We start from the raw sequence: 26,122 nt of genomic DNA, 5'->3' as shown, positions 1-26,122 counted from the left end.
GTGCCCGCAGTCACCGGTCTGTGCTGGGCGTGGGCGTGGAGTTCGGTACGGGGACGACGTTGCCCGCCGCGTTGCAGCGGAGGGTCCAGGGGGAGGGCCCGTCCGGGGTGTCCGGCTCATGGACGCGTACGTCCACGGCAGGGGGCTGCCGGTCGCCGGGAACGTGGGCGTTCGCGGCGGTGCAGACGATCTGGGACATGCCCAGATCGCCGCCGTTCATCTTCGCGATCTGCTGCGGAAGGTAGATGTCCACGGCCCCGGTGGTGGCCGTCGCCCGCAACGGACCGGGCAGCGGCGGGATTTCCGTGATCAGCCCGCGGGCCCGCTCCGCGTCGTCCGGGCCCTTGAGGAGCAGATCGAGTGCCTGCTGCGGAGTGGCGGGGGAGCCGAGCGGACGGGAGACGGCCTGGATGCCGTACGGGCCGACGAAGTACAACTGGGCGTGGTACGTCGTGCTGCCCGGTCGGCGCAGCCCCGACGCGGGGGCCCCGGCCTCGACCGGGCCGGTGGCGTCGATGCCGCAGCCCGCGAGGAGGGTGGCCAACGCGGCGGTGAGGACGGTGAGTTGGAGGCGGCGGCTCATCGTGCTTCCTCCTGGCTGTCGTCGTCCGGCTGCTCGGGACCTTCGGGCTGCGGGGGCTGCGCGGGCTGTCCCGGCTCCCCGGGGTCGATCGGCAGGGTGACCGCGAACACCGCCCCCGCACCAGGGATGTTGGCGGCGGTGAGCGTGCCGTGGTGCAGACGCACGTTCTCCAGGGCGATGGCGAGCCCGAGGCCGCTGCCCTCGGAGCGGGTGCGGGCGGCGTCCGCCTTGTAGAAGCGGTCGAAGACGTGGGGCAGCACGTCGTCCGGGATGCCCGGGCCGCGGTCGGCGACCTCGATGACGGCGCGTGTCCCCGTGCGGCGCGCCCGCACGGTCACCGGCGCCGTGCCGTGGCGCAGCGCGTTGCCGATCAGGTTGGCGAGGACGACGTCGATGCGGCGCGCGTCCACCCGTACGCGTACGTCCTCCCGGGGGAGCTCGGTGACCACGTGCTCCGGCTCCCGCCAGGCCCGCTGCTGCAGCGTCTTGAGGACGAGGGTGCGCAGGCTGACGTCGTCCAGATGGAGGGCGGCCGCGCCCGCGTCGAAGCGGGAGATCTCCATCAAGTCCTCGACCATGCGGGCGAGTTTGCGGGTCTCGTCGCTGATGAGCTGGACGGCGTCGGCGGTGTCCGGGGGCAGCTGGCCGGAGCGGGCGTCCTCGTCGAGGGCGTCGGTGACGGCGGACATCGCGGCGAGCGGGGTACGCAGTTCGTGGGAGACGTCGGCGGCGAACCGGCGGGCGTTGGCCTCCATGCGGCGCAGCTCCGCGTCGTCGCGCTGCAGGGCCGCGGCCATGCTGTTGAAGGTGCCGGTCAGCTCGGCGAGTTCGTCCTTTCCCTGGACGTCGAGACGGGTGTCGAGGGCGCCCGTGGTGATCTGTTCGGCGGCCGTGCGCAGCTGCCGCACCGGGCGCAGCACGCGGCGGGCCGCGATCAGGGCGGGGACGGCGGCGAAGGCGAGCGCCGGGATGGCGCCCGCCCAGGCCGCGGTGACCAGCGCGGAGATGTCGGCGCGCTCGGTGCGCAGGGAGAGGTCGGCGTAGACGGCGATGCCCGAAGGCGCACCGCTCTTGCCGCTCCTGTCTCCGTCGGCCGCATAGGAGATGGGCATGCCGATGAGCAGTCGGGGAGCGCCGGAGCGGTCGACGCGCTCGTAGACGGTGGCGTCGCCCTCGCGGACGGCGTCGCGCAGGGAGGCGGTGACGGCCGCCGTGCTGCCGATGACCGGCCCGTCGCCGCGCGCGACGGCGGTGCTCCACCGCCGTGAGCCGCCGGCGCGGTCCAACTGCTGTACGAAGCTGCGCAGATCCGAGCTGTTCGGCTTGGCCGGCAAGTTGGGGGCCAGGGAGTCCACTTGGAGGCGCAGGTCGTGCACGGCCGCCTCCTGGGTGCGCTTGAGGATCGACTCGCGGGCCTGCCGGAAGGTGAGCGCGGCGGTGATGAGCGCGCTGAGCGCGGCGACGAGCAGGAACGCGACGACCAGTCGGGTGCGCAGCCCCCGGGGCACGGCGATCTTCACGCGGGCACCGGGCCGAAGCGATAGCCGAAGCCCCGTACGGTCTGGACGTACACCGGGTGACGCGCATCGTCCTCGATCTTGGCGCGCAGCCGCATCACGCACGCGTCGACCAGGCGGGCATCCCCGTAATAGCTGTGCTCCCAGACGTCCTCGAGGAGTTGCTGCCGGCTGAAGGTCTGCTCCGGTGCGGCGCTCAGGAAGAGCAGCAGCTTCATCTCGGAGGGAGCGAGCGGCACGTCCGCGCCGTGCTTGCGGACGCGCAGCGCACCGCGGTCGATCTCCAGGTCCCCCACGGAGGTGGTCCCGGTGGGCGCGTCGGCCGCGGCCTGGGCGGGCGCCACACGGCGCAGCACCGCGCGCATGCGGGCCTCGATGAGCGCACCGCTGGCGGGCTTGACGACATAGTCGTCGGCGCCCGCCTCCAGGCCGATCACGACATCCATGTCGTCGCCGCGCGCGGACAGGATGACGAGAGGGATCTGACTGGTCTCCCGGATGCGGCGGCACACCTCCAGACCGCTCATGCCCGGGAGCATGAGGTCGAGCAGGACGAGGTCCGGCGCGAAGGCGGCGAGCGCCTCCAGGCCGTCCTCGCCGGTGCCGACCGCCTCGGTCTCGTGTCCGTAGCGGCGCAGTCCCAGGACGACGCCACGGCGTACGGCCGGATCGTCCTCGATCAGCAGGACACGCGTCATGTACGGGTTTCCTTCCAGAGAGACATCCAGAGAGACATCCAGCGAGACGGTTCGCATTCCATGCAATAACGGTATGAGTGCGGCCGCGCGGTGAGTGGGCCGGGCCCCACTCCTGGCCCACTCACCTCAGCTGATCGAGGTCGACGGTCCCCGCACCCGGCACCGGCGCCGGCACGAACCCCCACAGCGCGACCCCGACCAGCGCCAGCCCCACCACGGCGATCGGCCCGCGCCGCCCGCGCGCCCAGCCCGACCGGAACCGCACCGGATCCTCGACCAGCCACTTCGTGACCGCCGCCGCGACGAGCGACACCGCGATCGCGACAGCCGTACCGCCCCAGTCCCCGAGCCCGGCCAGGCGCGGCAACAGCAGCAGATAGACGGGCCAGTGCCACAGATAGAGGCTGTACGAGAGCTCGCCCAGACGCCGCGGCACAGCGCTGCCCGCGATCCGGGCCGCCCACGTCCCGGGCACCTGCGCCAGCAGCACGATCAGCACGGCGGCGCCCAGCGCATGCAGGAAGAGCCCGCCCTTGAAGAGCAGGGGCGCCTTCTCGCCCTCGGTCACCGTCCAGGCGACCGCGAGCCCGGCCGCCAGGGCGAGACAGAGCGCGTCGGCCGCACGCCGGGGCACCCTGGCGGCGAGGGCGCGTACGGGAGCGGTGGCGGCGAGCGCGCCGAGCAGCAGCGCGACGGCCCGGGTGTCCGTGCCCTCGTACGCGCGGGTGGTGTCCACCGCGGCCCCGAGCGAGACCATCAGGGCGAGCGAGACCAGCGCACCCGCCCCGGCCACGGCGGCGACCACACGCTGGGCCTGCCGCCCGCGCGCGAGGACGGCCACCACGACCGGCCACACCACATAGAACTGCCACTCGACGGCGATGCTCCACAGGTGCGCGAAGACGCGGGTGTCGGAGGCGTTCCAGTAGCCGATCTGCTCGGCGATGTAGTGCCAGTTGACGGCCTGGGACCCGACCCACGGCAGGTCGTCCAGCGCGAACCGCAGCAGCGCCCCGTCGCCGAAGGTCCAGGCCAGCAGGGTGGTGCCGACGACGACGAAGACGAGGGCGGGCAGGAGACGGCGGGCCCGCCGCACCCAGAACCCGAGCAGCGAGTCGAACCCGACCCCGACCCCGACCCCGAGTCCGCGGTCGCTCCCCCCGCCCCGGCCCCCACCCCCGATGGCCGCGCCGAGCAGCAGCCCCGTGATCAGGTACCCGGAGAGCACGAAGAAGAGGTCGACACCGAGAAAGCCACCCGGCAGCTTCCCGGCGTGGAACAACAGCACGGCCGCGACCGCGAAGCCGCGCAGCCCGTCGAGGGCGGCGATGTGCGGGCGCCCCCGGTCACCGGGGCGCGGGGCACGGTGCCGAGGGGGCAATGTGCCGCCGCGCACCGGCGCGAGGGCGGCGCCGGCGGAACCGGCTGCGGAGTCACCGGCCACGGAAGAGCCCGCCACGGAAGAGCCCGCCACGGAAGAGCCAGCCGCGGAAGAGCCGGCCGCGGAAGAGTCCGCCACGGAATTGCCAGTCATGGGTCAGCCCCGACCCGTCAGCTGCCGCACTTGAGCTTGCCGTAGCGGTCGCTGCCGGTCCACGAGCCCTTGGCCCACACGTCCACGGACGCGGGCGTGAACCCGGCCTCCTTGCCGAGCCGTTCGGTGAACCACTTGGCGAAGGCGGCCGCGCCCTGCTGGCAGTTGTGGATGCCGTCCTTGGAACGCTGCGCCTTCTTGCCGCCGGAGTCCGTGCCCCAGAGCTCACTGGAGTCGAAGAACACGGCCGCGCCACCGCTGTTCTCGGCGGCTGCCTCGGCGGCCTTGGGGGCGGTGCGTATCTGAGACTCGTGCTGCTTGTAGAACTCGTCGATCTTGAAGGGCGGCGCGGCGACGAGGACCAGCTTCGCCCCGGCGTCCTTGGCCGCCTTGGCGAGCTTGTCGTAGGCGGCGCGCTGCTTGCCCTGGCTGCCCCAGTCGTAGGTGGTGACCTGGTAGGCGACCACGGTCGGCTGGAACGCCGAGATGTCCTTGTGGAGTTGCTTCCAGGTGTCGCCGGAGATCTTCTTCGTGATCTGGTCGCCGCCGTCGACGACGGAGCCGCCTCCGTCGGACGAGGCGTCCTTGAACTTCGCCCCACTGGCCTCGATGGCCGCGCCGAGCGCGGGAGCCTCGGCACCGGCGATGGAGTCCCCCACCCACAGCACCTTGGTCCCGTTGCTCGCGCTCTCGGCACTGCCCTTGGCCTGCGCCTCGCTGCCCGAGCCGTCCTTCCCGGAGTCCTTGCCCTGGTTCCCGCACCCGACGAGTGCGATGCCGAGGACGGCGAGGGCGGCCACGGAGCGGGTGGCGAGAGGGGAGAAACGACGGGAGAGGAGGGCGGGGCGACGCCCGTTGCGGGCGGAATCGTTGCTGTTCATGAGCCCAGAGAAGCAGCGGTTCCGGGCCGTCAGGCCGCTTGTCATCGTTTGCTCACACAACGAGAAAGGAGCGGTCATATGGCTCGCACGGAGCCCCGGCACGCCACCTTCTCCAGCCCCTCCATTTGCGTTTCCAGCAAAGAAGATTGCCGTCGGCTCACGGCCGGGGAGAGGCTGCGCCCATGGACGCACAGCAGTGGGAAGACAGGTACCGCGACACCGACCAGCTCTTCAGCGGCGCACCCAACGGCGTGCTCGTCACCGAGGTGACGGATCTGCCACCGGGACGCGCACTGGAGGTGGGCTGCGGTGAGGGCGGCGACTCCCACTGGCTGGCACGCCAGGGCTGGCAGGTCACCGCCGTCGACGTGGCGCAGACGGCCCTGGACCGCGGCGCAGCTGCCCTGCGGGACACGGACCTGGCGGACCGTGTCACCTGGGAACGCGCCGACCTGACCACCACCGCCCCCGCACCAGACGCCTTCGACCTGGTGACGGCCCACTACTTCCCGCTCACCCGCGACCCGGACCACACCGCGTTGCGCGGCCTGTTGGCGGCCGTCGCCCCCGGCGGCACCTTCCTCTTCGCCGGCCACGACCTCTCCGACCTGCCCCCGGCCCCGGAGCGGGACTTCGACCCCGACGCCTACTACCAGCCCGCCGACATCGCCCGGCTCCTCGACGACGACTGGACGATCGAGATCAACGAAACCCGCCCCCGCACCACGCCCGCACCCCCGGGCACCCACCACCGGCACGACACGGTGCTGCGGGCGCGGCGGCGCGAGGGCTGAGCCGGGGGACGGGGGCCGGCGCGGCCTCACGGCCGGGGCCCGGCTGCCCGCCGAGCGCGAGCTCTGCACCCACCTCGACATCTCCCGCGTCACTCTCCGCAGGGCCCTGCTGCACCTGGTCGACCAGGGGCTGCTCACCGCCTCGCACGGCCGCGGCTGGTTCGTGGCCACGCCCGCGCCCGCCCGCGAGTGGCCCAACGACCTGGAGTCGTTCACCGCGACGGCCCGCCGCAAGCACATGACGCCGAGCTCCCTCGTGCTGCGCCACGAGACGGCCGTCGCCTCCCTGGACGACGCCGACCGCCTGGACGTACCGGCCGGCACGCCCCTGCTCCGCCTCGACCGCGTCCGGCTCCTCGACGACGTACGCGTGGCCGTCGACCGCACCCTCGTCGTCGCCCGGCTCGCCCCCGGTATCGAGAAGGCCGACTACACGTCCGCCTCCCTCTTCGAGGAACTCCGCACCCACGGCGTCGAGTTGGACCGCTCCGAGGCGACGATCGAGGCCCGCACCGCCGAGGCGGAACTCGCCGAGCACCTGCGCCTCCCGAAGGGCGCGCCCGTCCTCGTTCTCGACCAGACCATCTACACGCGCGAGCAGCGGCCCGTGCTGCTCTCGACCGTCGAGTACAGCGGCGAGCGCTACCGCCTGCGCACCACGTTCCAGCCGAGCTGAGCGACGGACTTCGGCCCGTGCCGCCATGTTCCACCGCCCGGAGCGGCGACAGCGACGGCAGAAGCCCTCGCGGTACGGGCCGAAGGACCCGTATCGCGGACGGACCTCTCCTCGCGGCGGCCACCCGCTCCCGTATTACGGTCATCGCAGCAGCAAGAGCCACAGCTGCAGCCACCCAAGCCAAGCCAAGCCGAGCCGAGCCGAGCCGAGCCGGGTCGGGTCGGGTTGAGCTTCCTCAGTCGTCGTTCAGCACCGTGTGCGTATCAGGTGACGGATGCTCAGCGATGGCTGGGCCCGCCGGTCAGTCCATGCCTTCGATGATGCGGAAGTCGCGCTCGAAGCCGTCGGGGAGGGCCACCAGCGCCTTCTGGTACGCCTCGCTCTCGTATGCCGCGACGGCCTGTTCGAAGCTGTCGAACTCGATCAGAACGACGCGTTGCGTGATTCCGGCCTCGTGGGCGACGACTCGACCGCCACGGGACGGGATCCGGGACAGGACGCGCCCGCCCCCGGCCTGGACAGCCGGACCGGCCAGCTGGTCGTAGGCAGTCAGCCCCTCAGGGTCGGAAAGGGCGGGGTAGACACTGACCCAGTAGCCCTTGGCCATGGAAACCTCCTGTGTGGGGTCGGATACGTCCGACGTCGAATTGACACTCAGATCGAGCGATCCCGGCGACGGGTACCGCGGTCAGTTGAATCGCCGTATCCGCAGGCTAGGGCGTGATGTGCGGCCGGGGGAAAGACCGGTACGGGATAGGCTCAGAACGGATCGTTATCAATCGGCAGGGAGGGCGCGTGGCGCCGGACACGGTGAGCCTGCGGTACTTCCTGGTGCTGGCGCAGGAGTTGAACTTCACCCGCGCGGCCGCACGGATCGGTATCGCACAGCCCGCGCTCAGCGCCCGGATGCGCCGATTGGAGGCGGAACTCGGTACGGCCCTGCTGGTCCGCAACACGCGAAGCGTCGAACTGACCACGGCCGGTGCTGCGTTGGCGGAGTCCGCGCCGCCCGCACTGGCGGCGCTGGACCGGGCATGGGACACCGCCCGGAGCGCGGCGGCCGGTGAACTGGGCACGCTGCGCATCGGATACAGCCTCAGCGCCGGGGCCGAGACGGCACCGGCCTTGGTGGACAGGCTGATGCGCGACAACAGCGGACTCGAGGTCGGCGCGGTCCCGATGGCGACACCGGAGATCTCTCCCGCGGTCGCCGACGGCCGCATCGATGCCGGGATCACCCGCGGTGAACAGCCGGGCCGTGGCGTGCGCCGGTTCCTGCTGCGGCGTGCGCGCATCGGGGTCCAGCTGGCGCAGCACCATCCGCTGGCCGAGCACCCGGAGATCGAGATCGCCGACGCGGCCGCGTATCCGCTGCGACTCCCGGACCGTGCGGCCAACCCCGTGATCCACGATCAGCTGTCCGCGCTGTTCCGAGACGCCCGACCACACCTCCAATTCCGCACGCCCGCGGTCTCTTTCGACATGTCCCAGCGCGACCTGCGCGACGGGGTCACCCTCGCCCCGGCCGGAGAAGCCGCGGCCACGGCACAGCCGGCCGGTCTCACCTGGCGACCGCTGCGGGGTGCGCCCGGCCTGACGATCCACCTGGTCCTCCCGCGCGAGCAGTCGCCACTGCACCGCCGCATCCGTGCCGTCGCCAAAACCCTGGCGCACGAGCTGCACTGGCTGCCGGACTGACGGTGCCCAGCACCACGCCGCTCATCGCCGCCCGCGTTCCGGCCCGGGTAGCGCCCCGAGACGTCGTATCGTCCAGCCCGTCCAGCCCCAGCCCGGCAAGGGCAACTCCGGCAAGCAATCGGTCATCACCTTCGACTGCCTCGACTGAACGCGTCTGAACTCGTCTGATCTCAACTGACCTTGGCTGAACCCGTCTGACCTCAGACGAAGTCCTCACCCACCAGCCGGTCCAGACACCGCTCGACCACGGCCGCGATGGTGAGGGAGGGATTGACCGCCCCCGCTGTGCCCGGCAGCAGCGACCCGTCCAGGCAGTACAGGCCGCGATACCCGTCGAGCCGCCCGTACCGGTCGGTGGCCTGCCCGAGCACGGCGCCGCCCAGCGGGTGGACCGTCACCTGGTGGACGACGCCCGCGTCGACGACCACCGTGTCCGGGCCCATGGCGCGGGCGACCCGGCCCGAGATCGACGCGGCTCCTTGGGCGGCGGGCAGGTCGGTTCCCGGGGCGAAACGCAGCTCCGTGCGGTCCGTAGCCCCGTCGTAGACGATCGACGCGGGACGCTGGGACATCCCCATGCCCAGCACGAAATACGCGCCCGTGTTGAAGGGCATGGGCAGGGGCGCCATCTCCAACGAGGCGGGCCCGGCCGGGTTGTCGTCGTCGCGGATGATGAAGGGCGGCGGCCCGGCCTGCGGCGCCCCGGTGTCCGCTGTCAGGCTCTTGACCGCGATGAGCCGGTCCCCGTTGGAGCCCCAGCCCTGGCCCACGGCGGGCGGCAGTCCGGGCAGCGAGCCGGTGTCCCGCAGCCGCACGAGCAGGCGCGGCGTGTGCGTGGCCCCCGCCGCGAAGATCACCTTCGCGGCCCGCATCGACACCGTCTCCCGTACATCGCCGTCCTCGGACAGCCGGTCGGCGACGACCCGGTACACGCCATCGGCCTCGCGCGTCACATCGGTCACCTGGTGCAGGGGCCTGACCGTGGTGCGGCCGGTGGCCTCGGCGCGGGCGAGGTAGGTGCGGTCGACGCTCATCTTCGCGCCGCTGTTGCAGCCGGTCAGCATGTACTGGCCGACGGTCGCGGCAGGGGTGACGGCGCCGGACAGCTCGCGGCGGATGACGTCCCAGTCGTAGTTCAGCGGCAGCCGCTCCGAGCTCAACTCCGCTGTACGGGTGGCCTGTTCCCACTGGCGGCTGGGCCGGTAGCGGGGGTGCGCAAGGACGTCGTCGGGGATGGGCGAGGCGACCATGCGGCGGCGGGCGCGCGGGTAGTACTCCGCGTCCAGCTCACCGTGGTCCAGCCAGGACGGGAAGCAGCGCGCGAAGACCTCGGGGCTCGGCTGCGGCAGCATCCCCGCGTAGATGAGCGTGCCGCCGCCCACCCCCGCACCGCAGATCACGCTCATCTGGTCGTCGAGAACGATGTCCGCGAGGCCGGTGTACGAGGGCAGGACGGTGGACTCGGCGGACCGGACGAGCGCGTCGAGGGCCGGCACGGCGGACACCCACGGCAGGTGCAGGCGCCCGCCCAGCCACAGGGTGCGCCGGTCGGGCCGCCAGAAGTCCGGGAAGGTGTCTCCGGCAGGATTGATGGGCCAGCGCCGCCCTCGCTCCAGGACGACGTTCCGCACCCCCGCGGCCGCCAGCCGGTAGGCGGCGATGCTCCCGCCGACCCCCGAGCCGACGATCACGACGTCATGGGTCTCCTCCCGGCGCGCCGCCCGCCTGCCGGTGAAGGCAGACGTGGCGAACGCAGCCCCCGCGGCCCCCGCGCCGCCGAGAAACCGACGCCGCCCCACACCGGACGTGACTCTGCTGACCGCCATGCCGACTCCGTCCCCCTCGGTGCTCGCTGTCCCGACGCCATGATTCAACGTCAAGAGTGAGTGGGGGAGCGGTACTTGGCGCGACATCAGGCCCTATCTGCGCGGGGGACGCACGTTCCCTTCACGGCGGGCACGGCGGGCACGGCGGGCACGGCGGGCACGGCTGGCATGGCTGGCAGGCCGGGCGCGGCGGCCTCACGGCCGTCACCCGAACTGCCCGGGCTGGTAGTCCCCCGCGGGCTGCTGGGTGATGACATTCAGCCGGTTGAGGGCGTTGATGAGGGCGATGACCGAGACCAGCGCGGCGAGCTGGATTTCGTCGTAGTGCTTGGCGGCGTTGGCCCAGACGTCGTCGGGCACGCCACCGGCCGCATCGGAGATCCGCGTGCCCTCCTCGGCCAGTTCCAGGGCGGCGCGCTCGGCGTCGGTGAAAGCCGTGGCCTCACGCCAGGCCGCGACGAGGTGGAGCCGGGCCGGGGACTCCCCGGCCGCGGTGGCGTCCTTGGTGTGCATGTCGATGCAGAAGCCGCAGCCGTTGATCTGGCTGGCCCGGAGCGCCACCAGCTCCAGCGTCGGGGCGGGCAGTCCCGACTCCTTGATCGGCCGCGCCGCCGGAACGATGTGCTTGAGGAACGCGGCTCCGACCGGATTGCCGTGGAAGTTGAGACGGGCGTCCATGGTGAACTCCTTCGTACCGCTGGGGGCGCGTGTTCGCCTCCAGCAGTACGACGAGACAGCCTCGCCACATGTGAGGGCTACTGCCCGTCCGCCTCGGCGAGTTGGTAGAGCTCGGGCACGGAGACCTTGATGGGTTCCTGTGTGGTGCGGGCGATGACGACGACCGCGGGTTCGTCCGGGCTGGGGTTCTCCTCGCGGTGCGGGACGAACGGCGGGACCAGGAAGAAGTCGCCGGGCCCGCCGGTGACCCGTACCTCCTGAGTGCCGTCGTGGAAGACGAACACGGGATGGCCGCTGACCACGAAGATGCCCGCCTCCGACGCGCCGTGATGGTGGTTGTCGGTCGAGCTCAGCGGGGCGTTCTCCACCATGCCCATCCACAGTCTCTTCGAGCCGACGGTGCCACCGCTGAGGGCGGCGTAGCCGTCCAGCTCCCCGGCGCGCACGTGGTGGACGCGGTTGTTGAGAGGTGCGGGGGTGGTGTCGCCGTGCGGGTGGGCGGTCATGGTCATCTCCTGTGTGCCGTGGCCTTGTTGCGTTGCATCAGACTGCAACCGGTCGACCTGGTGCGGCAACTGAAGTTGCTGAAACGGCAAGCGGTGGCAAGGGGGTCGGCCGTGCCTGCCGGCCTGGGGCGACCTGGGTCGATCCCGATGGCGGCACCTCGGGGAGGATGGCCCCATGACGGATGGACGGAGCGAAGCCGAGACCGAGACCGAGATCGCGACCGCGACCGCGACCGCAGAGGAAGAGGCGGCAGGCTGGCGGGCGTTGACGGAAGGTCCGCCTCCCTCGAAGCGCCTGCGCGAGATGTGGGCGCATGGGCTGGCCCGCAACCCGGCCGCCCCGGCCGACCTGCGCGCCCGCCTCATCGGCCGTTCGCACCACGTCATGTGGCGCTCCCTGCCGTCGGCGGTGGTGGACGCGGCCCTGGCGCACCCGGAGTGGAAGGTGCGGTCGTTGCTGGCCGACGCGCAGCCGAACATCTCGCCCGAGCAGTGGGCCCGCCTGATCCTGGGCGAGCAGGACCCACGGCGCCGCTGGATCCAGACGTCGGTGGCGGTGGACCGCCGCACCGAACTCACCGACGCCGCCTACGAAGAGCTCGCCACCGACCGCTCCGCACGCGTCCGCGCAGAGGCCGCCCGCTTGACCGGCCTTCCGGTACGCCACATCACCGCCCTGGCGGCCGACACCGATCCCTCCGTACGGGCTTCCGCCTGCCGCAGGGCGTGGCCGCACCTCTCGGCCTCCGACCGGGCCGCCCTCCTCGACGACCCCGACGACGAGGTCCGCGGCGAGGCGCTGCTCCGACACCACGAAGAGCACCCCATGCCCCGGTCCGTCTTCGCGGCCGGGACCCTCAACGACCGTGCGCTGAAGTGCTGTTGCCTGACACCGGACCTCGCCGAACACGTGGCCCGGCACGGCAGTCGCGCCCAGCGCACGTCCCTCGCGCTCAACCCGCACCTGCCCGGTGACCTGGTGGCACTCCTCGCTCAGGACCCGGACGAATCCGTCCGCTTCACGATCTCCCTGCGCGCCGGTCTCACCGAGGACCAGCGGGCGGACATCGACATCGACTTCGACCCGGGAGTGCACCATCACGCGCTGGGCTGGGTGGTGGCGCTGCACGACGACCCGGCTGCCATGCGCCGCCTCGCCGCCTCCTCCCACCCCCTCGTACGCCGCAGCGTGGCCCGCGCCAGGCACCTCCCGCCCGACGTCGTGACCCGGCTGGCGAGCGACGAGGACCGCGTCGTCCAGCTCTTCCTCGCCGAGTCCTGCGACGACGCACCCGCCGCGATGCTGCTGCGGGTGTGGCAGTGGTGGACCGGCAGCTTCAGCCACCCCGACCGCCCCCTGAGCCACCCCAACTTCCCCCGCCACGACCTGCTGCGCCACGCCGACGACCCGGACCCGAGGATGCGCCGACTGGCCCTGGAAGACCCGCAGTCGACACCCGAACTCGTCGAGCGCCTCAGTCGGGACGGCGACGCGGACGTACGGCATCGAGCCGCCCGCGACCCTCGCCTGACGCTCACATCAGCGGTACGGCTGCTCGACGACCCCAAGGACAGAGTGCGCTGGGCGGCTGCTCAGCACCCCCACCTGCCCGCCCACGTGGTGGTGCAGCTGCTGCGGGACACCGAGACCGCACAGGAGGCGGCCGGTCGCCCGTCACTGCCCCTCCCCGTGATGGAACAGCTGCTGCGTCTGGTCCAGGAGGGGTGAGCGAAGGCGACCGGCGCACGCCGCGACCTCGCGGGAGAAGCCCGGCCTCGGCGGCTAGTGGTCCGTGAGGGCCACGCAGTCAACGCGGCCTACACACGAAGCACGGTCAACGTGCCCGACGCACGGGGGCCTTGAGCAGCTGTTCACTCAACTCCCACAGGCGGACAGCCGAGTTGGGGTCGATGGAGTGCGACATGGCCTCCGACGGGATGCTGTCCGCGGTGACGGGCCGGGGCGCGTCGTCGAGGGGTGCGATGTCGCTGTCCTTGAGGTAGACGCCGCCGATCCCGTCCAGCAGGGGACTGGTGGCCGCGAACACGAGGGTGGCGGCCCCCTGTTCCGGTGTCTTCTTGCCGCGCTCGGGATCGATGATCGGCTGCCCGGCCGCGTCGATCAGCCCCATGGCGCGCAGATCGTCCTGCCCCACGCCGCTGTTCAGAGCCGTGCCGACGACGACGCCCGGGTGCACGGCGTATCCGTGGATCTTGTCCGTGGCCCAGCGGCGGTCCAGCTCGACGGCGAAGAGCACGTTGGCGGTCTTGGACTGCGCATAGGCCATGATCGCGTCGTAGCCGCTGTCGAAGTGCGGGTCGTCCCAGCGGATGTCGGAGAGGCGCTGGGCACCGGAGGTCACATTGACCACACGGGCGCCACCCGCGGCGCGCAGGGCGGGCAGCAGGCCGAGCGTGAGCTGGAAGTGGCCCAAGTGGTTGGTCGCGAACTGCACTTCGTAGCCGCGGGCATCCCGTTCCCGTGTCGCGGGGGCCGCCAGTCCGGCGCAGTTGATGAGGATGTGGAGCGGTCGGCCGGACGCCTGCCAGTGGCCGGTGAACGCGTCGATCGACGCCGGATCCAGCAGGTCGAGACGGCCGACCTCGACGCCCTCGATCCCGGCGAGCGCCGTCCGGGCGCGTTCCGGGTGGCGCGCGCCCACGGTCACGGATGCGCCCGCCTTGGTCAGGGCCCGCGTGGCCTCGCGGCCGATACCGGCATGACCGGCGGTGACGATGACGTGAGTGCCGGTCAGATCCCTCCCGCCGAGGATCTCGTCGGCGGTCGACGCGGCGGTGAATCCGGATCCGATGGGGTGTTGCCTGTGTGTCATACGAGGAGTCCTCTGCGTATGTGAAGGTGGTGGGCGGGGTGGACTTGCCGGTCGGCGGGACGTGGGCCCGGTGCCCCGACGGCGGCCCTACTTGGACTCGACGCGCCCGACCGCGCCGGGACCGGTCGTCAACGCGTCCTGCGCGACCTGCCAGGCGTTGTCGCCGGGGTGGAACCGGCTGCGCAGATACGCCGCGCCGAGCTCGGCGATCGCGGCGACCCGCGCCGGGTTCTCGTCCGTGGTCTCGGCGGCGTCGTACCCCTGGATCCCGCCCAGCAGGTGCTCCCCGTCGAAGACGGTGAGCAGCGTCTTGGGGCCGGGGGCGAGGTGGTACGGGTCGTAGTGCCAGGCCGGACCCATGTCCGTGAAGTGCGGGGAGTCGTCCTTGTCGCCGGCGACCACGAGTGCGGGCCGGCTCATCGTGGCGAGGTCGATGCTGCGGAATATCGGCGCCTCCTCGGCCATCCAGCCGTTGAGGGCGTCCCCGCCCCGGCCGGGCGCGGCCAGCAACACGCCCTGCTTGATACGGGGTTCGAGGAGGCTCACCTTCTCTCCCGTGTCGGGGTCGGTGACCTGGGCGCCGAGCAGCAGCTCGGCGGTGAAGCCGCCCAGCGAGTGGCCCGCGACGGCGACCTTGTCGTGGTCCAGGCGCCCGGCCAGCTGCGGCACGGCCCGCTCGATCTCGTCGAGCCGGTCGAGGATGCGGGACATGTCCTCGGCGCGGGAGCGCCAGAAGAAGGGTGCCGCGGGGTCGGTCTCCCACAGGTGGCTCAGGGTGCGGGAGCTGAGGTGGGTGGGCTGGATGACGACGAATCCGGCCGCCGCCCAGGGCTGGGCGAGCGGGGCGTAGCCGTTGAGCGAGGAGAGGTTGAGGGCACCGCCGTGGCCGTGCGAGAGGAGGATGACCGGCAGGCCGGCGCTTCCGGTGGCGGGTGCGGTGACGCGGAGCTGGAGGTCGGCGGGGCGCCCGGGGACGGGCAGCACCACCGGGCTGTAGGACAGGACCGGGTGCGGCGATGTGCGGACGTCGTTTGCGTTCAGGTTCAGGGCGGTCGCTTCCGTCATGGTGCGTCGTTCCCTTCGGTGTCCCCTGCCGCCGCTGCGTGGAGGGCGGCGGGGTGGTCAGGCGGGAGTGTCCGACGGGGCTCGGCCGCGCGGCTTCCCGCGGCGCTCCACCAATCGGAACGTTGCTCCGTTTAGCTTACGGAGCATTGTTCCGTTTATCAAACGGAGTATGGTTCCGGTTCGGGCACGGCCCCGAACAGGAGTGCCCGAGCGGGCGAAGAGCGACGGCAGAAGGAGAGAAGCGGTGCCCACTGCAGACCGGTCCGGCGACGAGGTGGCACCCGTCGCGGCCGCATCCGACGGGACGGCCCCCGACGGGACGGCTCCCGACACGTCGGCGCCCCGTGGCAAGCGGGCCGACGCGGTGCGCAATCAGCAGAAGCTGCTGACCGCGGCCGCCGAGGTGTTCGTGACGTCGGGCGTCGACGCTCCGATCCGTCAGATCGCCGCCCAGGCGGGCGTGGGCATGGGGACGATCTACCGCCACTTCCCGACCCGGGCCGACCTCGTCGTCGCCGTCTTCCGCCACCAGGTCGAGGAGTGCGCCGACGCCGGCCCGCGGCTGCTGGCCGACGCCGAGTCCCCGTTCGCCGCGCTGCGTCAGTGGATCGACCTCTTCGTCGACTTCCTGGTCACCAAGCACGGACTCGCCAACACGATGCAGGCCGACAGCAGCGGCTTCGCCGCCCTGCACACGTACTTCATCGACCGACTGATCCCCGTCTGTGCGGAGTTGCTCGACGCGGCCGTCGAGGCGGGCGGCATCAGGCCCGGCATCCAGCCGTACGAGCTGCTGCGCGGCATCGGCAACCTGTGCATCGGCCGCGACGACGACCCCCGCTACGACCCCCGCCGTCTGATCGAGCTCATGCTGAAAGGGCTGCAAGTACCCCAGTCGGCCTGACCGGACCGTCCGGTCGCCCCCCCGCGACGCCGACTGCCTCAGGCGGGACCCGGCAACTCCTCCAGCTGCCCCCGCGTGTGGAGGTACGCTCCTCGCGCGTCGAGCCTGCCGACGTCAACGGTCAGGACGCGCCAGGGGGTTCGCGCGAGCAGGCGCCGTGTCAGGTCGGCCTCGTGGCGGAGGTGGGTGGCGGCGGAGGGCAGGTCGTGGACGGACCGGGTGCCGGGGGAGGCCGCGAGTTTGCGTACGTACCAGTCCGCCCAGGCGGGACCCTCGCGCTCAACGGCCCGTCGCAGAGCGGCTTCCGGGTCGTCGTGCACGTACACGAGGGTGACCTGGGCCGGTTCGACGGCCCGGGTCAGCTCATCCATGACGCGCGTGAGGGCCACTTCGCCGTGGCCCCATGCCACGAGTGACGGGATGAAAGGGAGCAGGGCGTCCGTCACCACGTAGTCCCTGCCCGCCGACACGGACTCCGTGACGTACGCGCGCGTGCACGCGACCAGGGTCTCCGGCCGGACCGCCCCGGTCCCGTCGCCGAACTCCTCGGCCACCGGCTGGAAAGCGGCCCGCGTGAGGATGTCGGCCTCCTCGAAGTGGTCGACCGAAGCGCCGCTCTCCGCAAGCCACTTGGCCACCGCGCCGCACAGGGTGGACTTGCCCACGCCGGGGCTGCTGCCGATGACGGAGATCAGGTGCAAGGTCATCGCGCCAGTCTCGCAGCCGTCCAAGTCCCTGGTGCGGCTGATCTTCTGTTGAGTAGGGTGAGCCACCGGCATCCGGCCACTGCGGCTTGTGACGTGGGCCGTGCGCGCTCTGCGCGCCGCGCCGGCGTCTCGGGGGGACAAGAAAGTGAGTGGGAATCACATGCAGCCGACCTACGTACTCGTTCACGGAGCCTTCGCGAACTCCTTCTCCTTCGCGCCGCTCCAGGCCGAACTCGGCCTCCTGGGGCACCGATCGGTCGCCGTCGACCTGCCGGGGCACGGATTCGAGGCGACGTACGTCACGGCGTATCAGGCTCCGCAGGACCTCGAAGCCCTCGCCGCCGCGCCCGGCGCGATCAAGGGCGTGACGCTCGCGGACAACGCCGCGCACCTGATCGGGATCCTTGAGCGGGCCAAGGAGAACGGCCCGGTCATCCTCGTCTCGCACAGCCGCGGCGGCATCACCGCGACGGCCGCGGCCAACACCCGCCCGGACCTGATCGACCGCATCGTCTACGTCTCGTCCTGGTGCCCCGTCCGACTCGACGTCAACGACTACTACGCCCAGCCGGAGATGGCCACGGTCGACCCCGCCGCCTTCGGCCCCATACTGACCGGGAACCCGGCCGAACTCGGCCTGCTGCGCGTCAACTTCCGCACCGCGAACCCGGACGCCCTCGCGGCCCTCAAGGCGGCCTTCCTCGCCGACGGCACCGACGAGGAGCTCCTGACCTTCCTCAACACCTTCCAGCCCGACGAGAACCTGGACGTCGGCACCTCCAACGACCGTGCGCAGGCGGCCACGTGGGGCCGCATCCCGAAGACGTACGTCCGCCTGGCCGACGACGCCAGCATGCCGCTCGCCCTCCAGGACCGCCTGATCCGCGAGGGCGACGAGCTGACGCCGGACAACCCCTACGACGTCCGCACCCTGGCAGGCAGCCACCTGAAGTGGCTCATCGACGCGGCACCGGCGGCCCGGGTCCTCGCCGACCTCGCGGAGCTCACACCCGCTGCCGACGGCAGCCAGGACTCCAACGCCTGAGCGGGCGTGCGGAGTTGCCACGCGCCGGCATCACCTCACAGGTAGCAATGGGTGACCGCTAGGCTCTGCTGCGTGATGGCATGGGTGCAGCGGTGGCTGCTGGGGCTGATGCTGGCCTGCTATGTACTGGCCGGTGCCTGCCCCGCCCCCGGCGAGGCGCTGCGCGCGCTGAAGGTGTCGATCGGCGCGGGCGCGCCTGCGCTGACGGTGCCGATGGCGCTGCTTGCGGTGATGCTGTTCAACGCCGGTCTGGGGGTCCGCGTCGCCGAACTGCGCGGCGTGGCGTCCCGGCCGGCGCGGCTGGTGCTCGGCATCGCCGCCAATGCCCTGCTTCCCCTGCTCGTACTGCCGATCGTCGCCCTCGGCCTGCGCGCCTGGCCCGACCCTGCGGAGGCGGAGGGGCTGGTGGTCGGGCTGATGCTGGTCCTGGCGATGCCGATCGCGGGCGGGGCCGCCTCCTGGGGGCAGCACGCCGGGGGCAACGTCCCGCTGGTCGTCGCGATGGTGCTCGGCTCCACCCTGCTCAGCCCGCTCACCGTGCCGCTCGGCATCCATCTGGCCGGTCGACTCGTCGGACCCGACGGTGCCGGAGCGCTGGACGACACGGCCAAGGTCGACCTCGTCGCCCGGTCCGGGGCCGGGGTGTTCGCGGTGGTGGCGGTGGTGCTGCCGTGCCTCGCCGGAATCGTCGTACGCGCCGTGCTCGGGGAGCAGCGTGCCCGGCGGGTCCTGCCCGCCGTCAAGGCCGTCAACCTGGTGAACATCCTGGCGCTCTGCTACATCAACGCCGCGGGTGCACTGGGGCAAGCGCTCGCCCACCCCGATGCCGACCTGCTGGTGCTGGCCCTCGCCGCATCGGGCGCGGTGTGCTGTCTGACCTTCTGCTGCGGCCGTCGGCTGTCCGCCTGGACGCGGTGCGCCGAGCCGGAGCGGATCTCCCTCACCTTCGCCACCGGCATGAACAACAGCAGTGCGGCGGCCGTCCTGGCCGCGGGCTGGTTCTCCCACCGCCCCGAAGTGCTGCTGCCGGTCCTCGCGTACAGCCTGCTCCAGAAGATCGTGGCCGGAGGTGCGGCACGACCACCTGGCCCCGCGCGGGGAGCGCGGCAGCGCGTCACCACCTGAAGTTGCCGGACGTCGACGAGCATGCTGGGAGTTGCACGGGGCATACGCCCCCGGAAGGCTGTGGCCGGTGCCCTGTCCGTCCGTGGCCGTGCTTGCCGTCGGCCACAACTCAATCTGGGGGGAGTGCGCGTGCCGCGAGAGATGCCGTTCGCCGTTGACGTGGTCGAACTCCCCGACCTGGTCCTGGTCCGGGTCGCGGGCGACCTCGATGTGGCCACCGCCCCCGAACTCGCCCGCGCCCTCACCGAATGCGAGGGCCGGTACTGCGAACTCGACCTGTTACAGGTGACGTTCGCCGACTCCAGCGCCCTGAACCTGCTCACCAAGTACCAGCGCCATACGACGGCACGCGGCGGCACCCTGCGACTCGTGGATGCCTCTGTGCCGGTCCGGCGCGTACTCGACATCACCGGCACCGCGAAGCTCTTCTTCGCCGGACCTGACGAGCCCCGCGACCCACCGGTGACGTGACGGATCGTCAGTTGTCGCTGCGGGTGCGGGTGCGGGTGCGGGTGCCGGTGCCACAGGCCGCGCGGCGGGAGCTGCGCCATGGGGATGAGGCTTGCGCCTGGAGCCCGGAGCCCGGAGGCGCAGGCCATGGGGGCGGGCTCCGATTGATAGGCAAGCCGCGACTTGCCTATGGTGGTGGTCATGGCAGAGGATGTCTTCAAGGCCCTGGCCGACCCCACCCGTCGGCTCATCCTCGACGAGCTGACCGAACGCGACGGCCAGACCCTCTTCGAGATATGCGCGCGGCTCACGACCAAGCACGGCCTCGGCCTGTCGCGCCAGGCGATCAGCCAGCATCTGGCCGTGCTCGAAACCGCCGGTCTGGTCGTCTCGCGACGCCAGGGCCGCTACAAGTTCCACGACCTCGACACCGAACCCCTTGAGCGCATCGTGACCCGGTGGCTCAAGCCCGAACCACCGGAGAGCACCCCATGAAGATCTACGTCACCAGTGTCTTCGTCGACGACCAGGAGAAGGCCCTGCGCTTCTACACCGAGAAGCTGGGCTTCGAGAAGAAGACCGACATCCCGCTCGGCGGCCCGGCCCGCTGGCTGACCGTCGTCTCGCCGGAGAACCCCGAGGGCACCGAACTGCTCCTCGAGCCCTCCGGCCACCCCGCGGTGCAGCCGTACAAGACGGCGCTGGTCGAGGACGGCATCCCGGCCACCTCGTTCGCCGTGGACGACGTCGAGGGCGAGTTCAAGCGGCTGCGCGAGCTCGGCGTGGAGTTCACCCAGGAGCCGCTGGAGATGGGCGGCGTCACGACCGCGGTCCTGGACGACACCTGCGGCAACCTGATCCAGATCGTGCGCCTCCCGTGAGGCGCTGCGCACAGCGCTCCCCGGCGCGGTCGGTCAGGCGGCGGCGCGCGGGTGCTGCAGCCGAGTGAAGCCGGTCAGGCGGGGCGAGAGGCCGAAGGGGAACGGTACGCCGTCGGGCGTCCTGAGGGCCGCGACGATGTCGTCGTCCGGATCCCCGAACACCTCGAAGCGCTGCACGGTGCAGTGCTCCATGACCTCCCGTATGTACGGATCGGAAAGGCGCCAGTGGGTGCGGATGGCGTCGGAGTCGCCGTAGAGCTGGAAGCTGTGCGCCAGCATCCGCTCCTCGTCGATGAACACCTCCACCATGAGCTGCGGGCCGTGCTCTTCGACGAACGCCACCGCCTGCGCGATGGCGTCCCGGAAGCCGTCGAGGTGGCCGTCGGTGATGCGCATGGTGTTGCGGAAGAGGATGGTTCCGCTGTCCGTGGTTCCGCTGTCTGTGGTTCCGCTGTCTGTGGTCGTCATGCGACCAGCGTGATCCCTCAAGCGTGGTTCAGGTCAAGAGCCGCCATCTCTTGGGGTGCGGGATTCACCAGACGGGCTCGGGCATCCGCAGGTTGTACGTCTGCGGCACCAGCTTGATGCCGAACTTCCTGTTGGAGACGGTCTGTTCGCGATACGTGTCCGGAAGGTCGGGCATGGCGAGGAGCCGGTCGCAGGCGGCGACGGAGGCGGCGATGTCGCCGGTCCAGTACGCGGTGATGGAGTACTCGAAGAGCAGGCCCCACCGGTAGACCCAGGGCTCCACGAACAGATCGTCCGCCGGGCGCGGCCGGTTCAGACCCGCGCTCGCGTAGGCGTGGGCGGCCCGGTGGCACTTCCGCCCGCGCAACCGGGAGGCCAGTTCATACGTGGCCTCCAGGCGCTGCGGCCGTGACTCCCAGGCGCGCACCAGGCGGTCCATGCCGCCCGGCCAGTCCCCGGAGTCGGCGCGCAGGACACCGGACTGCAGCAAGGCGTAATAGATCTCCTCCTCCCAGCCGCCCATGCGCGCCCGCCGCTCGTACAGGTCGATGGCTTCGCTCGTCTCGCCCAAGTCCCGCAAGGTCTGGGCGAGATAGAACACGGCGCGGCTGTTGCCGGGGTTGCGCTCCAGCTCCCGGCGCAGCAGCCGCGCGTCGCGCTCGAACTTGTCGCCGCGCGATCCGCCGTCGGCGAAGTGCTCGATGACCAGGGCGTCGAGGTGCTCCTGGCCATGGTCCTGATCACTCGTCAGATACTCGTGGGTGGCGCCCTCGTAGTGCCAGGCGATGTCCCCTCGTACCAGGCGCTTGATGCGGTACTCCATGTCTCCCGCGTGCTTGAGCATGTACGAGTCGGCGTCGAGCGGCGGCAGGGGCGCGTCCTGGCGTACGACCATGTCCGCGTCGATGAGCAGCAAGTAGTCGGCCTTGCCGAGGGCGTGGGCGATGTTCCGGCTCCGGTTGTGGCCGAAGTCCTGCCAGGGCTCTTCGTGGAGGGTGCCGGGGATGCCGTCGAGGGCCTTGCGGACCAGGTCCTGGGTGCCGTCGGTGGAGCCGGTGTCGGAGATGACCCAGGAGTCGATCAGATCCAGCTCGCGGACCGAGGCGAGACAGCGTTCGATCACCTGTGCCTCGTCCTTCACGATCATGCAGAGGCAGATGGTGGGCTTGCGGGGGCGGTCGGTCATGGGGTGCCTCATCGGGTGGTTCATGGGGCAGCGGGGAGTGGGGGCGGTGGACCGGTGGGCCGGTGGGCCGGTGGACCAGTGGGATCCCCGCTGACCTGCGGCGGACGGTGCATTCAGCAGAACGAGACGTCGGGCGAGGGGAGGCAGGGGATCACCCCTGTTCGTGATCCCGTGCGGCCATGTGGGCGTGCCTCGCCGCGTGGTTCGGCTGACGAACTGTTCGCCACTCGATCCTGCTAGCGGCTTGTCCTTCCTTCTGCCTGACTCTCCGAGAGGGGTCCGCGCGATCATGCTCAGTCCGAACCATCGGGACCTGGCGCTCCGTTCGACGTTCAGCGTTTTCTCACTGGGGATGACGCTGTCGTTGTGCCCGACGACCGCGGCGGCGGCTCCACCGGGGCAGTCCATGCCTCCCATGCCTGCGGCGGAGGCGGAGCGTGCCGTCACGGAGGTCGCGTCGCGGGCGGTGGTCGGGGGCCGGATCATTTCCCGGATCGGCCAGCACGTACGGACGCGGCCGACGATGGCGTCCCGGTCCGTGCGGATCTATCCGACCGGGGCCCGGGTGTCGATCCAGTGCAAGGTCCGTGGGCAGCGGATCAAGGGCAACGGCATCTGGTACAAGCTCGCTGATCGCAGTGGGTGGATGAGTGCGCGGTATGTGCGGAACAGCGCGTCGGTGCCGTGGTGCCGTACGCCGGAGACGACCGGGGCCGTCAGCCCCGTCGGTCCTACCGGCCCGGCGGGGCCTGCCGGGCCTGCCGGGCCGAAGGGGGCAACTGGCCCTGCGGGTCCTGCGGGTGTGACGGGCCCGGCCGGGACCGCGGGCGGGCGTGGGCCGACGGGGGACACGGGGCCGCAGGGGAAGACGGGGCAGAAGGGCGACCCGGGGAAGTCGGTGTACGAGGAATGGCAGACGACTAATGGGGGTGGGTCGCGGAAGGACTTTCAGGAGAGCTTGCAGGGTCCCAAGGGGGACACCGGGCCAACTGGGCCAACTGGGCCAACTGGGGCGACGGGCGCGACGGGCGCGACAGGGGAGACCGGGCCTGCCGGGGCGAAGGGAACGGATGGGACTGCGGGGGCTGTGGGCCCGACTGGCCCGACTGGCCCGACTGGCCCGACCGGGCCGACGGGGGCTACTGGTGCGACCGGTCCAACTGGTGCTGATGGGGCTGTGGGTGCGACCGGTGCTACAGGTCAGGCCGGAGCTACCGGAGCTACCGGAGCTACGGGGGCCAAGGGGACTGATGGTGTAGCCGGGGCGACAGGTGCGACCGGCCCGACGGGTGCTACGGGTGCCACGGGTGCCACGGGTGCGACCGGGGCGAAGGGCGCGGCCGGTGTCGATGGGGCTGTGGGTGCGACCGGTGCTACGGGGCCCACCGGGCCGAGCGGCGCGACCGGAGCCACCGGCCCGACGGGGCCGACAGGTACGGTCGGCGCCAAGGGAGTTGATGGTGCGGTAGGCGCCACGGGTGCGACCGGACCCACCGGTCCGACAGGGCCGACCGGTGCCACCGGCGCGCAGGGTGCTGCTGGCACCGATGGGGCAGCCGGAGCCACCGGAGCCACCGGAGCCACCGGAGGCACTGGGGCCACGGGTCCGACCGGGGCGACCGGGGCGACGGGTCCGACCGGGGCGACCGGGGCGACGGGTGCGGACGGGGCCAAGGGCAGCGACGGTGCGGCAGGAGTCGCCGGCCCCACCGGTGCGACCGGACCCACCGGGGCCGTGGGGCCAACTGGTGCGGCTGGTGCGGCTGGTGCGGCTGGTGTGACAGGTCCGACCGGGGCGACGGGTGCGGATGGAGCCAAGGGGGCGGACGGTGCTCCAGGAAGCGCAGGTGCCACTGGTGCAACTGGTGCTGCTGGCGCGACCGGCGCGACCGGCGCGACCGGTGCCACTGGAGCGACCGGAGCCACAGGTGCCACCGGACCCGCAGGTCCGACCAAGAGCCTGTCCGTCCAGCAGGTGAAGGGCGAGACGAAGAACCTGCCCAACTCCGCGAAGGGCCTGGTCACGGTCACCGCCACGTGCCCGAGCGGCACCGTCGTGGTCGGCGGAGGGTTCGAGCACGGCACTCGTATCGACCGCACGTCAGCGGACATCAAAGCCTGGTTCTGGGAGAGCAAGTCGAACACGGTCAACAACTCGTGGCAGGTCTCGTACCAGCAGGACGACAACAACGCCGGAGCCACCTTCCCGATCACCGCGTATGCGCAGTGCCTTTCCTATGGCTCGTGAGCCGGGCGACTCGTAGGCGGGCGGACGGCTGGTGACCTTGCCTGCGGACGTGCTGTCCATCTGTCTGTCTCAGGGTGCAGAACGAGGTCCTTCTGCGGGGCGATGCCGTACCCGCTCCGGTCAGGAAGGCTGCTGCGCAGGACCCAGTGAGAAGAGGAGGGCCGCATGGAAGCGACCAAGTCGCCCAACTGGAACGTCGTAGGAATTCTGGGGGCCGCGCGCGGTGCGCGGTCGGGCACCGGGGGACCCATCGGCAGCGAGCACCTGCTGGCCGGCATCACCACGGCCAAGGGCGGCACGCGAGGCGCTCGCGGCCGAAGGGGCGACCAAGGTCGCGCTGTTGGCGGTGGTGCGGGACCGCTCGGACCGGGACGACGCGTGGAGCGCCGACGACGACGCAGAGGCAAGCGTCACCGAGAAGGACATCCTGGGGGAGGAGGGCGAGCAGCGCACCCGCTACACCGGTGCCGCGGCCAGGGCGCTGACCGCCGCGATGGAACTGGCCCGGCGGGAGGACGCAAAGAGGTTCGGCGCCGGGCATCTGCTGCGGGGACTCCTTGGGCTTGAGGGGGAGAACCGCGCTGTGGAGGTGCTCGGCGCGTGCGGCATCTCACCGCAGGCCGTACTCGCCCGCCTCGACGGCGACACCAGTCGGGAAGAGGACAGCCTCGATCCCCTGCTGCACGCCACCCGCGATGTCCTCCTAGGCCGCGGCCACTACCGCCGGGCGCCCTTGTGGACGCGGTGGCTACTCAGGCTCGGCGGGGTCAACTGGGCGGCGCGGCCCGTCTGGTGGGTCCGGATGGAGACGTACGAGCAGGCGCGTCGTGTCGGCAGTGACGTGGTGGGCACTGAGCACGTGCTGCTCGCGGTCCTGGCCACCCACGAAGTGGCCCTCCGGTACCCGCACTTGGCGGAGGAAGGCACCCGCGGTCCCGGCTCCCGGTACGCGGGCGGTGAGCGGCTGGTCCGTCTTGGCATCGACTACGCCTCGGTTCACAGTGCCCTGACCGCCGATGGCCGTCTTCGCCTGACGTCCGATGCCCGGCCTGTCGAGCAGTACATCGACGAGAAGACCAAGGGTCCGGACTCGACAGCCGATCCGGGCACGGGCCCCCTGGTCGAGGCGCTCCTGGGAGAGGAGACACGCGCTCGGCAACTGGTCGGCGCGCTGGCCGCCCCACTCGGCGCCTGACCGGGCCGGCCGGACCGGCCGGACCGGCCAGCCCGCGTGTCACCGGCTGAAAGGGCGTCCAAGGCCGAGGCGCCGGCGCCCCAGCAGGGCCGCCTGTTCCTGTTTGAGCTGGTCGAAGTTGTCGCGGACGTAGCGGCGCATCTCTGTCATCGGGAAGGGCTCAGGGGGCTGTTCGAGGGTGAGGTCGCCCTGGTCCCAGCGGGCCGCCGTGAGCTCGTCCCAGGAGGCGTGGGCGTAGACCTCCAGCAGGACCGGCGGCATATGGGGCTCGCGGAGGAGGTCCGCCTTCGTGACCAGGACGTCGCGCATCGCTTGGTGGTTGGGCAGGAACACCTTGGTGAGCCACAGGCGCCACTCCGCCAGTTCCTCATCCGTCAACGGCGTCTCGTCCGGGGCGTGTTGGAGAGGTGAGCGGCCGTCGGGGCGGGGGTGGCGGTCGGAAAACGCCCCGTACACGCGGCTGTTGATCTCGGTCAGTGCGAGGAGTGGTCCGTAGAGCTCGCTCAGTTGGCGGTTGATGCGGGCCAGACGCTCCTGGCGCTGTGCCAGTCGCAGGCCGTTGAGGTAGGTGACGAGGTAGCCGACGAACGCGAGGAGGACGGTGGTGATCGCTGCACCCATGA

At 71.5% G+C, this 26,122-nt stretch carries 27 protein-coding genes and 1 pseudogene; 13 read left to right on the top strand and 15 right to left on the bottom strand.

Going from position 1 to position 26,122, the window contains the following annotated elements:
* Positions 1-10: 10 nt before the first annotated feature.
* The 5 genes from ACFWYM_RS33745 to ACFWYM_RS33725 all read right to left on the bottom strand — a co-directional run bounded on the left by ACFWYM_RS33745 (position 11) and on the right by ACFWYM_RS33725 (position 5,213).
* Positions 11-583 carry a hypothetical protein gene (locus ACFWYM_RS33745; protein ID WP_384846016.1) on the bottom strand — a complete coding sequence of 191 codons (573 nt, stop codon included), beginning with the start codon at positions 581-583 and terminating at the stop codon, positions 11-13.
* A complete protein-coding gene (locus tag ACFWYM_RS33740; RefSeq protein WP_384846014.1) occupies positions 580-2,103 on the bottom strand; it encodes an ATP-binding protein in 1,524 nt (507 codons plus the stop codon). Before ACFWYM_RS33740 ends, ACFWYM_RS33745 begins: the two co-directional genes overlap by 4 nt.
* Positions 2,100-2,798 carry a response regulator gene (locus ACFWYM_RS33735; RefSeq protein WP_384846012.1) on the bottom strand — a complete coding sequence of 233 codons (699 nt, stop codon included), beginning with the start codon at positions 2,796-2,798 and terminating at the stop codon, positions 2,100-2,102. Before ACFWYM_RS33735 ends, ACFWYM_RS33740 begins: the two co-directional genes overlap by 4 nt.
* Positions 2,799-2,919: 121 nt before the next feature.
* Complete coding sequence (locus ACFWYM_RS33730; RefSeq protein WP_384846010.1) at positions 2,920-4,257, bottom strand: acyltransferase family protein; 1,338 nt, start codon at positions 4,255-4,257, stop codon at positions 2,920-2,922.
* A 92-nt stretch (positions 4,258-4,349) separates the two neighbouring features.
* The gene (locus ACFWYM_RS33725) at positions 4,350-5,213 is read right to left on the bottom strand and encodes an SGNH hydrolase domain-containing protein (RefSeq protein ID WP_384846008.1); all 864 of its coding nucleotides are present in this window, start codon (positions 5,211-5,213) and stop codon (positions 4,350-4,352) included.
* Between the two features lie 182 nt (positions 5,214-5,395).
* Between ACFWYM_RS33725 and ACFWYM_RS33720 the strand changes: the two genes are divergently transcribed.
* From ACFWYM_RS33720 to ACFWYM_RS33710, 3 genes and pseudogenes are all read left to right on the top strand, one after another.
* On the top strand, positions 5,396-6,007 hold the full coding sequence (locus ACFWYM_RS33720) for a class I SAM-dependent methyltransferase (RefSeq protein ID WP_384846006.1): 612 nt from the start codon (positions 5,396-5,398) through the stop codon (positions 6,005-6,007).
* A 37-nt stretch (positions 6,008-6,044) separates the two neighbouring features.
* Positions 6,045-6,161, top strand: a pseudogene (locus ACFWYM_RS33715) (GntR family transcriptional regulator); the annotation flags it as partial.
* A gap of 9 nt (positions 6,162-6,170) precedes the next feature.
* Positions 6,171-6,683 (top strand): GntR family transcriptional regulator, encoded by a 513-nt coding sequence (locus ACFWYM_RS33710; RefSeq protein WP_384846004.1) that lies wholly within the window; start codon positions 6,171-6,173, stop codon positions 6,681-6,683.
* Positions 6,684-6,984: 301 nt separating this feature from the next.
* Here ACFWYM_RS33710 and ACFWYM_RS33705 read toward each other — a convergent pair whose 3' ends face one another.
* Positions 6,985-7,290: a DUF1330 domain-containing protein gene (locus ACFWYM_RS33705; RefSeq protein ID WP_384846002.1), complete on the bottom strand. Its 306-nt coding sequence runs from the start codon at positions 7,288-7,290 to the stop codon at positions 6,985-6,987.
* Positions 7,291-7,478: 188 nt separating this feature from the next.
* Here ACFWYM_RS33705 and ACFWYM_RS33700 point away from each other — a divergent pair, with 188 nt between their 5' ends.
* Entirely contained in the window at positions 7,479-8,381 is a 903-nt protein-coding gene (locus ACFWYM_RS33700; RefSeq protein WP_384846000.1) for a LysR family transcriptional regulator, read from the top strand.
* 200 nt (positions 8,382-8,581) lie between these two features.
* On the opposite strand, the gene ACFWYM_RS33695 is transcribed toward ACFWYM_RS33700, so the two are convergent.
* From ACFWYM_RS33695 to ACFWYM_RS33685, 3 genes are all read right to left on the bottom strand, one after another.
* On the bottom strand, positions 8,582-10,207 hold the full coding sequence (locus ACFWYM_RS33695) for a GMC family oxidoreductase N-terminal domain-containing protein (protein ID WP_384845998.1): 1,626 nt from the start codon (positions 10,205-10,207) through the stop codon (positions 8,582-8,584).
* A 204-nt stretch (positions 10,208-10,411) separates the two neighbouring features.
* Positions 10,412-10,885, bottom strand: coding sequence for a carboxymuconolactone decarboxylase family protein (locus ACFWYM_RS33690; protein WP_384845996.1), 474 nt, complete (start codon positions 10,883-10,885; stop codon positions 10,412-10,414).
* Positions 10,886-10,962: 77 nt separating this feature from the next.
* Positions 10,963-11,391: a cupin domain-containing protein gene (locus ACFWYM_RS33685; protein ID WP_384845994.1), complete on the bottom strand. Its 429-nt coding sequence runs from the start codon at positions 11,389-11,391 to the stop codon at positions 10,963-10,965.
* Positions 11,392-11,566: 175 nt separating this feature from the next.
* Here ACFWYM_RS33685 and ACFWYM_RS33680 point away from each other — a divergent pair, with 175 nt between their 5' ends.
* Positions 11,567-13,120 carry a HEAT repeat domain-containing protein gene (locus ACFWYM_RS33680; RefSeq protein WP_384845992.1) on the top strand — a complete coding sequence of 518 codons (1,554 nt, stop codon included), beginning with the start codon at positions 11,567-11,569 and terminating at the stop codon, positions 13,118-13,120.
* A gap of 106 nt (positions 13,121-13,226) precedes the next feature.
* Here the strand turns inward: ACFWYM_RS33680 and ACFWYM_RS33675 are convergent, their stop codons facing one another.
* Positions 13,227-14,225, bottom strand: coding sequence for an SDR family NAD(P)-dependent oxidoreductase (locus ACFWYM_RS33675; RefSeq protein WP_384845990.1), 999 nt, complete (start codon positions 14,223-14,225; stop codon positions 13,227-13,229).
* An 87-nt stretch (positions 14,226-14,312) separates the two neighbouring features.
* Positions 14,313-15,290, bottom strand: coding sequence for an alpha/beta hydrolase family protein (locus tag ACFWYM_RS33670; protein ID WP_384845988.1), 978 nt, complete (start codon positions 15,288-15,290; stop codon positions 14,313-14,315).
* Between the two features lie 364 nt (positions 15,291-15,654).
* On the opposite strand from ACFWYM_RS33670, the gene ACFWYM_RS33665 reads away from it, so the two are divergent.
* Positions 15,655-16,194 (top strand): TetR/AcrR family transcriptional regulator, encoded by a 540-nt coding sequence (locus ACFWYM_RS33665; RefSeq protein ID WP_384846117.1) that lies wholly within the window; start codon positions 15,655-15,657, stop codon positions 16,192-16,194.
* Between the two features lie 38 nt (positions 16,195-16,232).
* On the opposite strand, the gene ACFWYM_RS33660 is transcribed toward ACFWYM_RS33665, so the two are convergent.
* On the bottom strand, positions 16,233-16,901 hold the full coding sequence (locus ACFWYM_RS33660) for a hypothetical protein (protein WP_384845986.1): 669 nt from the start codon (positions 16,899-16,901) through the stop codon (positions 16,233-16,235).
* 160 nt (positions 16,902-17,061) lie between these two features.
* Between ACFWYM_RS33660 and ACFWYM_RS33655 the strand changes: the two genes are divergently transcribed.
* The 5 genes from ACFWYM_RS33655 (at position 17,062) to ACFWYM_RS33635 (ending at position 20,402) form a co-directional block, all read left to right on the top strand.
* The gene (locus ACFWYM_RS33655) at positions 17,062-17,946 is read left to right on the top strand and encodes an alpha/beta hydrolase (protein WP_384845984.1); all 885 of its coding nucleotides are present in this window, start codon (positions 17,062-17,064) and stop codon (positions 17,944-17,946) included.
* 75 nt (positions 17,947-18,021) lie between these two features.
* Positions 18,022-19,071, top strand: a complete 1,050-nt coding sequence (locus ACFWYM_RS33650; protein ID WP_384846115.1) for a bile acid:sodium symporter family protein — start codon at positions 18,022-18,024, stop codon at positions 19,069-19,071.
* Between the two features lie 129 nt (positions 19,072-19,200).
* Positions 19,201-19,542 carry an STAS domain-containing protein gene (locus ACFWYM_RS33645; RefSeq protein WP_384845982.1) on the top strand — a complete coding sequence of 114 codons (342 nt, stop codon included), beginning with the start codon at positions 19,201-19,203 and terminating at the stop codon, positions 19,540-19,542.
* Positions 19,543-19,722: 180 nt separating this feature from the next.
* On the top strand, positions 19,723-20,016 hold the full coding sequence (locus ACFWYM_RS33640; protein ID WP_384845980.1) for an ArsR/SmtB family transcription factor: 294 nt from the start codon (positions 19,723-19,725) through the stop codon (positions 20,014-20,016).
* Positions 20,013-20,402, top strand: coding sequence for a VOC family protein (locus ACFWYM_RS33635; RefSeq protein ID WP_384845978.1), 390 nt, complete (start codon positions 20,013-20,015; stop codon positions 20,400-20,402). The genes ACFWYM_RS33640 and ACFWYM_RS33635 overlap by 4 nt, the downstream gene beginning before the upstream one ends.
* Before the next feature lie 33 nt (positions 20,403-20,435).
* Here ACFWYM_RS33635 and ACFWYM_RS33630 read toward each other — a convergent pair whose 3' ends face one another.
* Entirely contained in the window at positions 20,436-20,870 is a 435-nt protein-coding gene (locus ACFWYM_RS33630) for a hypothetical protein (RefSeq protein WP_384845976.1), read from the bottom strand.
* A gap of 64 nt (positions 20,871-20,934) precedes the next feature.
* Complete coding sequence (locus ACFWYM_RS33625) at positions 20,935-22,056, bottom strand: glycosyltransferase (RefSeq protein WP_384845974.1); 1,122 nt, start codon at positions 22,054-22,056, stop codon at positions 20,935-20,937.
* Positions 22,057-24,031: 1,975 nt separating this feature from the next.
* Between ACFWYM_RS33625 and ACFWYM_RS33620 the strand changes: the two genes are divergently transcribed.
* Positions 24,032-24,304, top strand: a complete 273-nt coding sequence (locus tag ACFWYM_RS33620; RefSeq protein ID WP_384845972.1) for a hypothetical protein — start codon at positions 24,032-24,034, stop codon at positions 24,302-24,304.
* 340 nt (positions 24,305-24,644) lie between these two features.
* Positions 24,645-25,499: a Clp protease N-terminal domain-containing protein gene (locus tag ACFWYM_RS33615; RefSeq protein ID WP_384845970.1), complete on the top strand. Its 855-nt coding sequence runs from the start codon at positions 24,645-24,647 to the stop codon at positions 25,497-25,499.
* A 39-nt stretch (positions 25,500-25,538) separates the two neighbouring features.
* Here ACFWYM_RS33615 and ACFWYM_RS33610 read toward each other — a convergent pair whose 3' ends face one another.
* Positions 25,539-26,120, bottom strand: a complete 582-nt coding sequence (locus ACFWYM_RS33610; RefSeq protein ID WP_384845968.1) for a hypothetical protein — start codon at positions 26,118-26,120, stop codon at positions 25,539-25,541.
* Positions 26,121-26,122 lie beyond the last annotated feature (2 nt).

The sequence above is a fragment of the Streptomyces sp. NPDC059009 genome, assembly GCF_042740175.1.
In the GTDB taxonomy this organism is placed as follows: domain Bacteria; phylum Actinomycetota; class Actinomycetes; order Streptomycetales; family Streptomycetaceae; genus Streptomyces.
Note: the sequence above shows the minus strand (reverse complement) of the source record. Positions and strands in the feature narration are given on the sequence as shown.

Coding starts and splice junctions, on each gene's coding strand:
- ACFWYM_RS33745 (WP_384846016.1), bottom strand. CDS start 583: ATGAGCCGCCGCCTCCAACTCACCGTCCTCACCGCCGCGTTGGCCACC.
- ACFWYM_RS33735 (WP_384846012.1), bottom strand. CDS start 2,798: ATGACGCGTGTCCTGCTGATCGAGGACGATCCGGCCGTACGCCGTGGC.
- ACFWYM_RS33725 (WP_384846008.1), bottom strand. CDS start 5,213: ATGAACAGCAACGATTCCGCCCGCAACGGGCGTCGCCCCGCCCTCCTC.
- ACFWYM_RS33720 (WP_384846006.1), top strand. CDS start 5,396: ATGGACGCACAGCAGTGGGAAGACAGGTACCGCGACACCGACCAGCTC.
- ACFWYM_RS33705 (WP_384846002.1), bottom strand. CDS start 7,290: ATGGCCAAGGGCTACTGGGTCAGTGTCTACCCCGCCCTTTCCGACCCT.
- ACFWYM_RS33695 (WP_384845998.1), bottom strand. CDS start 10,207: ATGGCGGTCAGCAGAGTCACGTCCGGTGTGGGGCGGCGTCGGTTTCTC.
- ACFWYM_RS33690 (WP_384845996.1), bottom strand. CDS start 10,885: ATGGACGCCCGTCTCAACTTCCACGGCAATCCGGTCGGAGCCGCGTTC.
- ACFWYM_RS33685 (WP_384845994.1), bottom strand. CDS start 11,391: ATGACCGCCCACCCGCACGGCGACACCACCCCCGCACCTCTCAACAAC.
- ACFWYM_RS33680 (WP_384845992.1), top strand. CDS start 11,567: ATGACGGATGGACGGAGCGAAGCCGAGACCGAGACCGAGATCGCGACC.
- ACFWYM_RS33675 (WP_384845990.1), bottom strand. CDS start 14,225: ATGACACACAGGCAACACCCCATCGGATCCGGATTCACCGCCGCGTCG.
- ACFWYM_RS33670 (WP_384845988.1), bottom strand. CDS start 15,290: ATGACGGAAGCGACCGCCCTGAACCTGAACGCAAACGACGTCCGCACA.
- ACFWYM_RS33660 (WP_384845986.1), bottom strand. CDS start 16,901: ATGACCTTGCACCTGATCTCCGTCATCGGCAGCAGCCCCGGCGTGGGC.
- ACFWYM_RS33655 (WP_384845984.1), top strand. CDS start 17,062: ATGCAGCCGACCTACGTACTCGTTCACGGAGCCTTCGCGAACTCCTTC.
- ACFWYM_RS33650 (WP_384846115.1), top strand. CDS start 18,022: ATGGCATGGGTGCAGCGGTGGCTGCTGGGGCTGATGCTGGCCTGCTAT.
- ACFWYM_RS33640 (WP_384845980.1), top strand. CDS start 19,723: ATGGCAGAGGATGTCTTCAAGGCCCTGGCCGACCCCACCCGTCGGCTC.
- ACFWYM_RS33635 (WP_384845978.1), top strand. CDS start 20,013: ATGAAGATCTACGTCACCAGTGTCTTCGTCGACGACCAGGAGAAGGCC.
- ACFWYM_RS33630 (WP_384845976.1), bottom strand. CDS start 20,870: ATGACGACCACAGACAGCGGAACCACAGACAGCGGAACCACGGACAGC.
- ACFWYM_RS33625 (WP_384845974.1), bottom strand. CDS start 22,056: ATGACCGACCGCCCCCGCAAGCCCACCATCTGCCTCTGCATGATCGTG.
- ACFWYM_RS33610 (WP_384845968.1), bottom strand. CDS start 26,120: ATGGGTGCAGCGATCACCACCGTCCTCCTCGCGTTCGTCGGCTACCTC.